Raw genomic sequence first — 13727 nt, 5'->3', positions numbered from 1 at the left:
GTAATACCTTACGGTAAACTTGAGCCTATCATATCAAGCAAACACACAGTGATAAATACGATGCAAATTGGTTTATTTTATGGCTCTACAACTTGTTATACTGAAATAGCAGCAGAAAAAATCCGCGATATCATTGGGCAAGACATTGTCAGCCTGCACAATATCAAAGATGAGCCACTAAAAAATGCAGAGAATTACGATTTTATCATCTTTGGTATTTCAACATGGGACTTTGGTGAGCTACAAGAAGATTGGGAATCAATCTGGGATGACATTAAAGACGTTAACCTAACGGGAAAAACCATCGCCCTATTTGGTATGGGTGACCAACAAGGTTACGGCCAATGGTTCCAAGATGCGTTAGGCATGCTACACGATGAAATGAGCAGCCAAGAATTTACCTTGTTAGGCTTGTGGCCAAATGATGCCACCTATGAATTTGAAGCCTCAAAGGCACTCACCCCTGATGGCAAGCATTTTGTCGGCCTTGCGCTTGATGAAGACAGTCAGTACGAGCACAGTGATGAGAGAATTGCCAATTGGGTTGAGCAAATAATGACTGAATACAGCGAAACTTTGTAACAGTCAGAAGTATTTTAACTTCTACTGGAAGCTGAACAAAAAGGGGTGGCACATAACCCCTTAACTACTGAGTAAATGTAGTGGCTTTTAAAATAGATGACGTTTACTTCTGTAAACGCCATAAAATTAAACGGTTTTAAAACTAATTAGGCACATCGTTAGCTACTTTAAACACCACATCGCCTACCTTTAAATGATTATAGCGCGGTTTTTCTACTTCGACTTTGCCTGCTTCTAATAAGGTTTTTAATAACTTTATTTGCGCTGGGTTATCTGTGTTCATGTACTTTTGTTGCCACCCACCGTCATTTTCAAACCAAAGTTTGGCCTCTGTAAAGTGATTCGTTTCATCAATAAAGACATACTCTGGCAGGTTGTCGTTATTCAAATCAATGGCGATAAAATAAAAAGAGTGGCTGTTTAAAGGTGCCCAATTACTAAAATGCAGAGTATCGAAAGTGGCCTTAATCAGTTCATCTGGAAACGCTTCTTGCTGCGGCCAAAATACACTGTGCTCGATAAATTCTGAGAGAGTTTCAAGCTCTTTAACAGTCTCAAAATCAGGGTTTACATACATTCGCTCAATAATTGCCACTTGCTCTGGGTGCGAGTTTTTTATTTGCGCTTTCAAATCTTGCATTGCAAGATAACCTTGCCGTCCCAGATTTGATGCAAAGTAATTATAATCAAACTCTTCAAGCGTCACTTTACCATCATTTAAGCGCGCAATCTGGCTATCACTCGCGATACGTTGAAAATTCAACAAAGGTGAATTTACCAGCAGCATACTTACCAGCACAATAAGGCCCATGCCAATATTGACCTTGTTTTGCACCTCGAGCCAAGCGTCACGCTTTTTAATAATCCCCACCAAATAGCCAAACGAAAAACACGCCAGTAAAAAGCATATTAAAATGGCCCAACATCTGGCAACACTTAAACCATATTGGTCAACACGTAGCCACAGCCCATAAGCTGCAATTAGGCTATAAATAGGTAATAAACCAACACCTATAATAATCAGCCTATGCAATACAACATTATAAGGGCGCTGCAATGACGCATGTTGATAAACCGTATTTATAAAAAACAGTGTTAGCAATTGCAGCCATAAAACCAACGAAGTACCACTGCCTGTTTGCCATAATTTTTCAAGCCCTGCAAAGGGTAAAGTCGCTAAAAACCCCAAAGAAACAATGGTTAAAACAGGCAGTAAAAACTTAATTATAACTTGCAGTAATGTGACTATGCTTTGCTCTACATTTAACAAACTTCTAAATACAATACTCGCAAAAGCAAACGCTAAAGAAATTGTAGGGATCCAAAACCATTCTTTTCTTAATAGCGCTGTAAAAAATTCAATGTCCAGCGCATCAAATAAGGCAGCGCCTAAATTCAAAATGCCCCAGAAAATTAATACAAATAACCAACACTCTATAAATAAAAGAAAATTTTGCCATGAAAGTTTGAACAACTGAGCATAATGAATCGCCTCTTTATCTATAAACTGCTGGATATACATTAAAGCTTTAAAACTTGCGACCAAAGAGGTCATTACGAACGTAGCTGTTAGCCAATCATTATCAATCAATGCTAACGGGTAATGCTCAGATCCAATATATGCACCTAATAGTGACAACAATAAGCAAAAAGGAAGCAAATAAATAAGCAGTTTTTTTATCTTACCTTGCTCCACAACGAGTAACGTCAGTAAAGGAAAACTGATTACAAATGTAGCCAAAGAGGTAAACCAAATCGGGTCTGAGGCGGGCCATGTTGCCCCTTCAAGGCTGCGATATAACAGTGTTAGAGCAATCCCTTGTAACACAGCTAACAGTATCATGAATGATTTAGGCAATTGATTATCCATATCTATTTACTCCGAGTCATTTTAGTTAGTGTGCGTTATTTGTACCTGTTATTCAATAAAGCTTACATTTTTAAGTAAAAGTCCTTACATAGGTTTACGAAATCATCACTGTATTGACCGTCTTGATTATGAATAATTAAGTGCTGAGGTGTGCAATCAACCTCTTGATAGCCAAAACACATTAAGCTGCGCGTTGCAGGCTTAGTTTTTTTAGTTTGTACTAAACAATGATGTTGTAAATAAAGCCCTTGTAATAACGCATCGGCAATAAATAATTTCGCCTCTTCGCAGGGTAATATCACATTAAATAGCGCATTGGTGTTTGTTAAGCGTTTAAAAGCAGTGATTAACTGGGTAAAACTTAAATCGTCTGTATGGCGTGCTGTGTTTCGCCCCGCATCATCCCCTTTTAAACTATTATTAAAATAAGGCGGGTTGCTAATCACCACATCAAAGGGCGAATCGGCCTCAAACTCTTGAATACGTTGGTGATACAGTGCGATGTCGGGCCACGGGCTTTGCGCAATATTTTGCCTTGCTTGTTGATAAGCAGACCCATCAATTTCAACAGCTGTTATGGCTAAGTGCACAGCTCGCTGTTTACACATCAAAGCCAATAACCCTGTGCCTGTACCTATATCGAGCGCTCGTTGGCCGTGAGTTAATTTAGCCCAGGCACCCAATAAAATGCCATCGGTCGATACCTTCATTGCGCACTGCTCATGCTCAACTTTAAATTGTTTAAACACAAACCCTGACATTTTTTCACCTTTTCATTCACCAACCGCTGTATAGCGCGTATAATTATCTGCATTGTCCTCTATTTTTGACACTCTATGCAATTTTCTGATTTTGATATCGATAACAAGTTACTAAACGCCGTCGCTAAAATGGGTTATGAAACCCCTACTAGTATTCAGCAACAAGCTATTCCTGAAGCGCTGCAAGGGCGTGATATTTTAGCATCTGCGCCAACGGGTACAGGCAAAACCGCTGCATTTTTAATTCCAGCAATTCAATACTTATTGGATTTCCCGCGCCGTGAACCTGGTTTTGCGCGAGTGTTAATTATGACACCGACTCGCGAGCTTGCTTATCAAATTCATGAACAATGTGAGTTACTTGCCAAACAAACACACTTAAAAATTGGTGTCGTTACTGGTGGGATAAACTACGGTACGCATAAAGAAATTTTTGAAAAAAACAACGATATTCTCATCGCCACGCCTGGGCGCTTAATGGAATATTTAGAAACTGAAAACTTTCACGCTGAAAATGTTGAGATGCTTATTTTAGATGAAGCAGACCGCATGCTCGACATGGGCTTTCGAAAAGAAATGATGCGCATTTGTGAAGAAGCGAAGAACCGCCGTCAGTGCTTTTTATTCTCAGCAACACTTGAAGGCGACAGTGTTGAGAGGTTTGCTGAGCAAATATTAAATGACCCTGCACTGCTGGAGGCTGAATCATCGCGTAAAGAAAAAGCCAAGATCCACCAATGGGTGCATTTAGCTGATGATTATCATCACAAACTAGAGCTATTAGTTAACACTTTAAATGCACCAGATGTAACAAAAGCCATTGTGTTTGTAAAAACCCGTGAGCGTTTAGAAACCTTAATTGGTGAGTTAACCAACAACGGCGTTAAAGCTGCATGGTTGCGTGGCGAAATGCCACAAGATAAACGCATGAAAGCCATGGAAAACTTTCACAGTGGACGCACTAAAATTTTGGTTGCTACCGATGTTGCTGCCCGTGGTATTGATGTTGCTGATATTAGCCACGTTATAAACTTTGATATGCCGCGCACTGCTGACGTGTATGTTCATCGTATTGGCCGTACAGGCCGCGCAGGTAAAAAAGGCATCGCAATTTCACTCGTTGAAGCACATGATATTGCTGTTTTATCTAAGGTTGAACGTTACACTGAGCAAAAGCTAAAACGCCGTGTAATTAAAGGGATTGAGCCTCAGCATAAAGAAGCGAAAATGCCTATCAAAAAAGTGAAAGATCCAGCTAAAATTAAAGCGCGCAAAAAAGCAAAAACGAAAGTGAAGAAAAAGAAATAATAATTTAGGATCTGTTGATTTTTTAAGGTTATTAAAAAAGCCGAGACTCATTAATTTGAGCCTCGGCTTTTTACTTTTTACCTGAACTATAGTTATTTAGTGTTATTGGCATACGCCTAAATCTTTCCACACAGCCCATGCTGATGAATTATCCGCAGGGTTAGCACCTTGAGTCCACCACTTGGCACTATAACGGCGGCTATTAAATGCAACCTCTTGACCTTGGTTATAGACAGCTGATTCAGACCATACTGCCAGATCACTACAGCCATTAGGCGGTGTTACGCCGTCACTCACCGTAATGGTTTTTGTTAAGCTGTGGTTTAGCCCCTGCGCATCACTTACAGTAAGCTCAACTTTGTAGCTACCAGCGCCTTTATATGTGTGCGTTGGGGTTTTAGTGTTTGCAGCATTGCCATCGCCAAAGGTCCAATTATATGCCGTTACAGCAGCATCATCCGTGGACGCATTAGTAAAGCTCACCGCTAAGCCGTTTACACTAAAATCAAAATTCGCTTTAGGTGCTTGGTTAACTGTGCCGCCACCCGTTTTACACTCTCCTTGGCGAGACCATACATTTGAAAATACTGCAGGGTTTGCACCTGTTGACCACCAAGTCGCTTTGTATTTAGCTTGATTATACTCAACCAAATCACCAATGCGGTATGCTTTGCTGGCATTCCATGATGCAACACCATCACATTCACCACCAACCACCGACGTTACTTTAACGGTTTGGCTGCGTTGATTTGTTTGACCTGCCGTATCAGTCACTTCTAACGTAACGGAATAGTTGCCATCGGCAGCATAGGTATGAATTGGGTTTTCGCTGGTGGCTGAATTACCATCACCAAAATTCCAATAGTAACTGCTTATGCCTTTATCATCAGTTGAGGCGTTAGAAAAGGTAACTTGCTTAGCATTTACCACCGCACTAAAACGTGCCACAGGCGCATTATCCACACCACTACCACCACCACACTCTGATTGAGCTAAATAGTCATAAGCATCTTTTGCTTTAACAATACCAAAGCCATACGAAGTATCACGCCCTGGCGCGCCTTTATCTTGCGCCGTGGCATTTAATGCATCACGAATTTGTTGATTAGAACACTGTGGGAAGTGGCTCCACACTAATGCTGCAACACCCGATACATGAGGGGTTGCCATTGACGTACCACTAATACTTTTATACCCGCCATTGTTCCACGTTGAGTTAGTGCCCACACCCGGTGCTGCTATTTCAACTTGTGCGTTATATTGTGAGAAAGACGCTTTAGTACCATTGCGATCTACTGCAGCCACCGACACAACCTCATTGTACGATGCTGGGTAACTTAGTGAACTATTGGCATCATTACCCGCTGCAGCTATGTGCAACATCCCTTGGGCATAACTGCTGGCAAAAGCTTGGCGCTCAGCATTAGATGACTGAGGACCACCTAAACTCATGCTGGTTACAGTTGCGCCTGCACTTTGGCATTGACCAATTGCAGCAACAAGATCTGAGCCATATGCCCAGCGACCTTGATCGTTAAACACTTTAACGATATGCAACCCTAGTTGACCCGATGAGTTAACTCCGATCACACCTTGACCATTGCCTCCCAATGCAGCGATAGTGCCTGCAACGTGAGTACCATGGCCATTACCATCGTTAAACCAATTACCTGTGTTGTTAGCGCCATAGCCGTCACTGCCTGTCACACCGGTGTTAGGTAAATCAGGATGGTTTAACGTGTAACCAGTATCCATAATACAAACTTTCTGGTTCCCCGTAAGGTTGTCAGAAAGCTGTTTTGCTTGCACCATGGTAATTCCATAAGGTGTCGATTCAGCCATTAAATAGCGCTTAGGGTCAACTTCGATATTCACTACATCGGCACTTTGCTCTAAACGTGATTTTTGCTCAGCTGTTAATACCACGGCCATAGCATTAATGTCAGGTAGTGCTTGAACAACTTCTACATTTACATCTGTAGCAATGTTATTCATCAAACTGCGTTTCATGTCGTTCACCTGCGCTTGACTGCGGGCAAATGTTGTGTGAACTGCTGTTGTTTTTTCTGACAAATGTACAATAAATCGCTCTGACTCAATTTGCTCCGCCATTGCTGCCGGGGCTGTAGATAGTAAAATCGCACTTGCTAAAGCAGAGATCTTAAAGGTAGGTAGTTTAGACACGCTCATTTTAAATTCCTTGGATGTTAAATTTAAGGTTGTGAATTAACATTTAATTCACAACCCTTTTATGGAAACACGCAAAGACAACGCTGTCAACGCCATTTCTTTATTAGACGTTCAATTAAGTGATTTTACAGAGCTCAAACCTTCCAATTAAAAACAAAGAGTTATACTTTAACCTTTTATTTTTCAATCGGTTAAATATCAGAATCAATACTCAAAAACAATGTAAATAAAAAGTTAAATTTACTTGCGTGAATTTTTAACCTTAGCGTGTAGAAAACTCCCCATTTTACTCAATGAAGTGTAAAAAATACGTACACCAATAAAAGCAAAAAGATAAACCATTTACTTTCAACAACTTAAGATTGGTATGGAATTTGGATAACATGAACTAAGACTGGCTAGATAAATTGAGGGAATTATGAACCGCTTTAAATTAACAGTATCACTTATATCATTTTGTTGTATTTTTTTACTCGCTTGCACCACACAAGTAATGGCAGCACCTAGCAACATTATGATCAGCAGTGCAACCACGCAACCAACATTACAACAACTCGCTGTTAATAAATTGAGCACCAACCCTAACTTACACTTATCTCAGTTAAACGTCGTTATCTCAAAAGATAAAATTGAATTGAACGGTTTTGCAAGAACGGGCTTTGAACGCGCCCTTGCACAAAAGTTTTTAGAAAACACCCAAGGCATCAAAATTATCGAAAATAAAATTAAAATAAAAGCGACTCAATAATACATAACTTATTACGCACCCTCCCCTTCAGAGCGCCATTGGCGCTCTTTTTTATATCCTCCATTGCATAAGTATCACCAAACTTTGAATTTATTCACCTTTTTTATGGCAATATAACCAAGCCACCTCAAAATGCAGAATTCAGCGTTTCAAGGGGCTTAATATCAAGGTGCTACTTTGCATAACAATGGCAGTCCCTTTTTAGAGCTAACAACGATGACAGTAAATGCCTGTGGAACGTCCAAAGGGTTGGTTTAAAAGCGACTTATACTGCGTTATTAACTTAAACAATAGAACCACGACTCCATGCAATTAATGCCTTGCCTAAGTCACTTTTAATTCCAACTGACACTCACATCTTGAGATGGCTTGGGTATTCTCTCAGTCACACTTCTTTCGCTTTACTTTACGAACCTCGCACTCTGCCATTACTTGCTTCTTTTGGGCTTCACTTAAACTTCGCCAACTAAGTATTTCTTCGAGCGTTCTAAAGCAACCTATGCACGTATCATCAGCATCAAGGCAGCAGCGCCTGATACAAGGAGTGCCAGGCTCATCTAGGAGTCTTTTAACCATTTATATTTCATATCAAAGGAGGTTACTTTAAATGTAGATAGCTTTTATAAAGCTGCCACTCAAAGTACGGCTTTTTAATGCTGTGTAAATTAGTCTTACTTACTCGTAAAAAATACAAAAAACGCGTGTTAAATAACACGCGTTTTTACATTGCAGTTAGCTCTTTGGGGTATTAATCATCCTTTTGTTTATCGCTGATCATTGCATCAAGCTTTTCACCCCCTTTAATACCAAAGTCCAAAGTTCGAATTGGGAATGGAATACTTATATCAGCCTCTGCTAATGCTTGTTTCACAGCGACAATTGCTTTGTGTCTAACTGTCATGAAATCAGCCTCACCAGGGTAATTAATCCAAAACCATACCAGTAAATTTACACTGCTATCACCGAATCCAGATGCGTAGACTGCAGTTTCCTCTTGTTTTATTACAAAGTCGAACTCGTTAATTTTTTTAACAATAACTTCAGCAGCGTGTTCTGGGTCATCACCGTATGAAATCCCAACAGGTACCTCAATACGCCTAACCCCCAACGTGCTGTAATTACGTAAAACGTTGCGAAACAATATTTTGTTAGGCACTAAATTTAATTGCCCGTAAAAATTCTCAACTAAGGTGTTACGTAAGTTAATTGCTTTTACTGTGCCAAACACATCATCTGTCTTAATTACATCCCCTGTTTTAAAGGGCTTACGTATCCCCATTGCAATACCTGCAATCAGGTTTTCTGTCATATCTTGGAACGCAAAACCAATAGCTAAGCCAACAATACCGGCACCTGCAAGTAAAGACGTAACCGTGCCTTTGAGCCCAACAAAATCCAGCGCAACAAACAAACCTACGCACAAGATAATCATCTTAAAAATAGAGGCCATTAAATCTGCTATTTGATTTGAGTCCAATGAGCGACGTAATATATTACGTATCATAGACCCCAAAAAGCGGGCCAAAATAGAAAAAAGAATAGCGATGATCACTGCGACTATAAAGTTAGGAATGTGGCTGATTACAATATCAACCCAGCCCCCTAGTTTTTCTTCAATTAGCTTTTCAGCTTCACTGATAGTCGGTATTTTTAACATGCATTAATCCTGAGGAATCGTTAATAATAATCAGGTATCTGCAAAATAAGCGCCAAAAATGAAAAAACCACGCAATAGCGTGGTTTTAAATTAATATCGTCATTAAAGCTAACTTTGCTCGTCGCGTAAAAATACAGGTTCAAGCTCTTTTACCGTGGCTTCTTCACTGTAGTAGTAACCATCAACTGTAAACTCTTTGAGCTGGCTTAATTGCGTTACTTTATTTTCAATGATGTAACGTGCCATTAAGCCGCGCGCTTTTTTAGCGTAAAAGCTAATAATTTTAAACTGGCCGTTTTTACAGTCTTTAAAATGCGGCGTGATGATTTGTGTGTTTAAGGTTTTTTTATCAACCGCTTTAAAGTACTCATTAGACGCAAGGTTCACTAAGTACTGGCTATCTTGCTCAGCTAAAACTGTATTTAGTTTTTGCGCAATAACACTGCCCCAAAACTCATATAAGTTTTTACCCCGGCTATTTTCAAGCTTAGTGCCCATTTCTAAACGGTACGCTTGCATTAAATCTAACGGCTTTAATAGGCCATATAGTCCAGACAATATACGTAAGTGGCTTTGTGCGTAATCAAGCTCGCCGGCAGTTAAAGTTCCTGCGTCTAAACCACCGTAAACATCACCGTTAAAAGCCATCACAGCTTGTTTGGCGTTGTCGGTAGTAAATGGTTGCGACCATTCGCTAAAGCGCGCTGCGTTAAGCCCTGAGAGCTTATCGCTAATTTTCATTAAACTGCCAATTTGTGCAGGTGTTAGTTCACGGCATACTTTCATAAGCTCTTCGCTGTGCTCGAGTAATTCAGGCTGAGTGAACTTATCGGTTGCCGGTGGCGTCTCGTAATCAAGATTTTTTGCAGGTGAAATAACAGTGATCATAGTTAGCTATTGACTTGTAAATTATTTAATGTCAATTTCAACATTAAATGAAACGAAAAGCACGTTTTGTTTAAATAAATCCTCCCTTAAAAAATTCATACGCCGCCGTTTTTTAATTGATAAGGACATAAGACCTATCAAGCATTGTCACACTGTTGCAGTATGAACAAAGTATATTAAGGGTGTAGATTTTCTTTTAACTTGCTTGGAATGAGGAAAGCAAATGACTTCAGCTCTACAAAGGCTAAAACAACATTCATCTATTGTAGCCGATACTGGCGATATTGAAGCGATCAAAAAGCATCAACCAGAAGATGCAACCACTAATCCATCGCTTTTATTAAAAGCGAGCGAGATTGAAGCTTATAAGCCATACCTTGATAAAGCTTGGAGCTACGCAAAAGAAACCGAGCAAGATGCCGCTAAACAACTTGAGTTAGCATGTGACTACTTTGCTGTATTGCTTGGTAAAGAAATCAGCGAAATTGTACCAGGTTATATCTCTACCGAAGTTGATGCGCGCCTTTCGTTTGACACTCAAGCAACGATTAATAAAGCACACACTTTACTTAGCCTGTATGAAAAAGAAGGTGTGAGCAAAGATAAAATCTTAATTAAAGTCGCTTCAACATGGGAAGGGATTAAAGCCGCTGAGCAACTAGAAAAAGAAGGGACTAAATGTAACCTTACTTTATTGTTTAGCGACGCCCAAGCTCGCGCATGTGCCGATGCAAACGTATTTTTAATCTCGCCGTTCGTGGGCCGTATTTTAGATTGGCACGTTGCAAATGGCATGGAAAAACCAACGGATCCACTACAAGACCCAGGTGTTCAGTCTGTACGTAGCATTTTTGAATTTTATAAACGCCATGACTATAAAACTGTGGTGATGGGCGCAAGCTTCCGTAACACAGGTGAAATTATTGCCCTAACAGGTTGTGATAAGCTTACTATTAGCCCTAACCTGTTAGAAGATTTAGGCAACCTTGAAGGCGCACAAGAATACTTGCTTGATAGTGATATTCCTAAAGAACCAAAGCCAGAGCCACTTACAGAAACGCAATTCCGTTGGTTACACAACCAAGATGCTATGGCGACAGAAAAGCTAGCTGAAGGTATTCGCTCATTTGCTGATGCCCAAGAGCAATTAGAAGCCCGTTTTAAAGCGATGTAACTATTTAAAGATAAGTAAATAAACACTTACTCTATAAAACGCCACCTATGTGGCGTTTTTTATTTTCTGGAATCAATCTAATTAATATAGTCATCACATTACTGTAACATTAATATCACTTTTTTATTCTATTTTAGTTTGGCCTGTGGTATAGGTATTTCCGAGGTTCAAAATTCAATAGGAGAAGTTCATGGATAGCCTAGATGATATTTTAGAAATATTAGAAGGTCCTAGCACAACAAAAAAGACCTCTCAAAAAAATAAAAAGAGAAAATGGCGCGAAATCGAAGCTTTAAAAGATAAGCAACGTTTACGCAAAGAACTACAGGAGTTAGACTATTTTGCAGACGATATTGCAGTTGATGAGTTAGACTTTTAATTTAAAAAAGGCCGCATGCTTAACAGCTAACGGCCTTTTTTAATTCTTACACTTGCCAGTTTATGGTGGCTTTACCTTGCTGCTTAAGTAGCTTATTCGCTTTAGAAAAGTGCTGACAGCCAAAAAAACCTCGGTGCGCTGAAAGCGGTGATGGGTGTGGGCCATTTAACACAAAGTGCTTGGTTGCATCTATGCCTTTGCCTTTCTTTTGCGCATGCGCGCCCCATAGAATAAACACCACGTCATTAGTATGAGCGTTAATATAATTAATCACGTTATCGGTAAATTGCTCCCATCCAAGATGTTTATGAGAGTGTGCTTGTCCTTGCTCTACAGTTAATACGGTATTTAATAAAAATACGCCCTGCTCTGCCCAGCTTTGTAAATATCCATGCTGTGGGACTTCAAACCCGGGGACGTCGGTTGCTAATTCTTTATAAATATTTTTTAGTGATGGCGGCAGTTTAGTCACTTCTGGCAGTACTGAAAAGCACAAACCATGAGCTTGCCCTTCACCATGGTATGGGTCTTGGCCTAAAATAACCACTTTAATATCGTCAAGCTCAGTTGCCTTAAAGGCACTAAAAACCTGCTGCTCTGGTGGGTAAACTGCAACCCCTTCACTTCGCCTTTGAGCAACATAGGCAAACGTGTCTTGCATATAAGGTTTAGCGCATTCAGTTTGTAAAAATGTTTGCCACTGACTCATTGTACATCCTCTAAAACAGCTCTTGATTGATCTATTTTATCACAGAGCTCACCCAGTCCATCAAGGATACGAAAAGTGAATCTGTGTAGTAAATCTGCATTTACCTGTATAAATTGATTATGCTTTACCGCGGGAACTTCAGGCCATTGCTGCCAATCGATAACCGGCTGTTTGGTTTTTGATTTTTCTTCTGGAAGAATAATCACCTCAGGCTTAGCAACAATAACGTTTTCAATACTTATAAGCGGATAGTCGGTACGGCTATTGGCAAACACATTACTGCCATGGCAAATCTCAATAAGTTGATTGATCCAGGTATTTTTACTGACCGTCATCATCGGCTCAGGCCACAGTTGATAAAATACAGCAACACTGGTTTTGCCATGTTGTTTGGCTTTAATAGCACCTAATTTTTGCTGAAATTCATTAGCGGCATGCTTTGCCGTGTTTTCACGACCTGTCAGCTTACCTAAACGAAGCAGTTCCTGTGGCACTTTATCGACTTCATTGGCTTCACTGTATAAGACCTTAACACCCATACGCTCTATCAAGGCTAAGTCGTCAGCTTTACTGCCTGTTTTCCATGCAAGTACCAAATCGGGTTTAAGCGCTAACAGCTTTTCAATTTGAATACCTTGGTGACCGCCTAAACGCGGGATCTTATTCGCTGCCTTTGGAAAGTCAGCGTATTCAACTGTTCCCACAATTTGCTCGCCGGCGCCAATGGTATAAAGGTTTTCAACTATATGCGGGGCAAGGGCTACAATTCTAAGTTGTTGCTTATTAGGTTCAGCCAAAAGCTTGGTACTTACCAAGCCTAGTACAGCAAATAATGCGAGCCTTAATACCCACATTAGTAATCAAACCCTATTTGCGCTTTAACACCCGCATCAAATGCGTGTTTAACATTACGTACTTCGCTTACTGTGTCAGCAAGGTCTGTTAACTTACGGTGCGCACCACGCCCTGTTACAATGACCGACTGCATCGGCGGGCGATTGGCAATGACCTCTAGCGCTTCTTCTAAATCAATGTAGCCATAAGTGATCATGTAAGTAATTTCATCAAGTAACACAAGGTTGATTGATTCGTCATTCAACATGCGTTTAGCGTCTTGCCAGGTAGCTTGCGCAGCGGCGGTATCTGACTCTTTATTTTGCGTTTCCCAAGTAAACCCGGTGTTCATAATAGCAAATTCAACGCCGGCGCCTTGTAATAGGTTTCGCTCACCACACGGCCATGTGCCTTTTATAAATTGGCACACAGCGGCTTTCATTCCATGACCAACACAGCGAGTTACTGTACCAAACCCTGAGGTAGATTTACCTTTGCCGTTGCCAGTAATTACCTGAAAAACGCCCTTTTCTGTTTGCGCCGCAGCAATGCGTTCGTCCACTTTGTCTTTTACTTTTTGTTGACGTTGTTGGTGTTTGTCGTTATTTGTGTCGCTCATCTGCTTGC

General features: G+C 40.4%; 14 protein-coding genes. 5 read left to right on the top strand and 9 right to left on the bottom strand.

The features are described 5' to 3' along the window. Nucleotides 1-60: 60 nt before the first annotated feature. Complete coding sequence (gene fldB, locus C7Y70_RS01750) at nucleotides 61-582, top strand: flavodoxin FldB (RefSeq protein WP_099294856.1); 522 nt, start codon at nucleotides 61-63, stop codon at nucleotides 580-582. Nucleotides 583-724: 142 nt separating this feature from the next. Here the strand turns inward: fldB and C7Y70_RS01745 are convergent, their stop codons facing one another. Both C7Y70_RS01745 and C7Y70_RS01740 read right to left on the bottom strand, forming a co-directional pair. Continuing rightward, nucleotides 725-2452, bottom strand: a complete 1728-nt coding sequence (locus C7Y70_RS01745; RefSeq protein WP_135473157.1) for a DUF4153 domain-containing protein — start codon at nucleotides 2450-2452, stop codon at nucleotides 725-727. Nucleotides 2453-2514: 62 nt separating this feature from the next. After that, nucleotides 2515-3213: a methyltransferase gene (locus C7Y70_RS01740; RefSeq protein ID WP_135473156.1), complete on the bottom strand. Its 699-nt coding sequence runs from the start codon at nucleotides 3211-3213 to the stop codon at nucleotides 2515-2517. 75 nt (nucleotides 3214-3288) lie between these two features. On the opposite strand from C7Y70_RS01740, the gene srmB reads away from it, so the two are divergent. Next, nucleotides 3289-4521, top strand: a complete 1233-nt coding sequence (gene srmB / locus C7Y70_RS01735) for an ATP-dependent RNA helicase SrmB (RefSeq protein ID WP_099294859.1) — start codon at nucleotides 3289-3291, stop codon at nucleotides 4519-4521. A 102-nt stretch (nucleotides 4522-4623) separates the two neighbouring features. On the opposite strand, the gene C7Y70_RS01730 is transcribed toward srmB, so the two are convergent. Beyond that, nucleotides 4624-6711 carry a S8 family serine peptidase gene (locus tag C7Y70_RS01730; protein WP_135473155.1) on the bottom strand — a complete coding sequence of 696 codons (2088 nt, stop codon included), beginning with the start codon at nucleotides 6709-6711 and terminating at the stop codon, nucleotides 4624-4626. A 418-nt stretch (nucleotides 6712-7129) separates the two neighbouring features. On the opposite strand from C7Y70_RS01730, the gene C7Y70_RS01725 reads away from it, so the two are divergent. Next, the gene (locus C7Y70_RS01725; protein WP_099294861.1) at nucleotides 7130-7459 is read left to right on the top strand and encodes a BON domain-containing protein; all 330 of its coding nucleotides are present in this window, start codon (nucleotides 7130-7132) and stop codon (nucleotides 7457-7459) included. Between the two features lie 381 nt (nucleotides 7460-7840). Here C7Y70_RS01725 and C7Y70_RS01720 read toward each other — a convergent pair whose 3' ends face one another. The 3 genes from C7Y70_RS01720 to yaaA form a co-directional block, all read right to left on the bottom strand. After that, nucleotides 7841-8035 (bottom strand): DUF1289 domain-containing protein, encoded by a 195-nt coding sequence (locus C7Y70_RS01720; RefSeq protein ID WP_135473154.1) that lies wholly within the window; start codon nucleotides 8033-8035, stop codon nucleotides 7841-7843. A gap of 172 nt (nucleotides 8036-8207) precedes the next feature. Beyond that, nucleotides 8208-9116 carry a mechanosensitive ion channel domain-containing protein gene (locus C7Y70_RS01715; protein WP_135473153.1) on the bottom strand — a complete coding sequence of 303 codons (909 nt, stop codon included), beginning with the start codon at nucleotides 9114-9116 and terminating at the stop codon, nucleotides 8208-8210. Nucleotides 9117-9224: 108 nt separating this feature from the next. Continuing rightward, complete coding sequence (gene yaaA, locus C7Y70_RS01710) at nucleotides 9225-10004, bottom strand: peroxide stress protein YaaA (RefSeq protein WP_135473152.1); 780 nt, start codon at nucleotides 10002-10004, stop codon at nucleotides 9225-9227. A 223-nt stretch (nucleotides 10005-10227) separates the two neighbouring features. Here yaaA and tal point away from each other — a divergent pair, with 223 nt between their 5' ends. Then, nucleotides 10228-11178 (top strand): transaldolase, encoded by a 951-nt coding sequence (tal, locus tag C7Y70_RS01705; protein ID WP_099294865.1) that lies wholly within the window; start codon nucleotides 10228-10230, stop codon nucleotides 11176-11178. A 190-nt stretch (nucleotides 11179-11368) separates the two neighbouring features. Further along, nucleotides 11369-11557: a DUF3545 family protein gene (locus C7Y70_RS01700; protein WP_099294866.1), complete on the top strand. Its 189-nt coding sequence runs from the start codon at nucleotides 11369-11371 to the stop codon at nucleotides 11555-11557. Nucleotides 11558-11603: 46 nt separating this feature from the next. On the opposite strand, the gene ung is transcribed toward C7Y70_RS01700, so the two are convergent. Genes ung through cobO form a run of 3 tightly spaced genes read right to left on the bottom strand, consistent with a single transcriptional unit; the run spans nucleotide 11604 to nucleotide 13719 of the window. After that, nucleotides 11604-12266 (bottom strand): uracil-DNA glycosylase, encoded by a 663-nt coding sequence (gene ung, locus C7Y70_RS01695; protein ID WP_135473151.1) that lies wholly within the window; start codon nucleotides 12264-12266, stop codon nucleotides 11604-11606. Continuing rightward, nucleotides 12263-13120, bottom strand: coding sequence for a cobalamin-binding protein (locus tag C7Y70_RS01690; RefSeq protein WP_135473150.1), 858 nt, complete (start codon nucleotides 13118-13120; stop codon nucleotides 12263-12265). Before C7Y70_RS01690 ends, ung begins: the two co-directional genes overlap by 4 nt. Next, the gene (cobO, locus tag C7Y70_RS01685; RefSeq protein WP_099294869.1) at nucleotides 13120-13719 is read right to left on the bottom strand and encodes a cob(I)yrinic acid a,c-diamide adenosyltransferase; all 600 of its coding nucleotides are present in this window, start codon (nucleotides 13717-13719) and stop codon (nucleotides 13120-13122) included. The genes C7Y70_RS01690 and cobO overlap by 1 nt, the downstream gene beginning before the upstream one ends. Nucleotides 13720-13727 lie beyond the last annotated feature (8 nt).

The organism is Pseudoalteromonas sp. KS88, assembly GCF_004766475.1.
In the GTDB taxonomy this organism is placed as follows: Bacteria; Pseudomonadota; Gammaproteobacteria; order Enterobacterales; family Alteromonadaceae; genus Pseudoalteromonas.
Note: the sequence above shows the minus strand (reverse complement) of the source record. Positions and strands in the feature narration are given on the sequence as shown.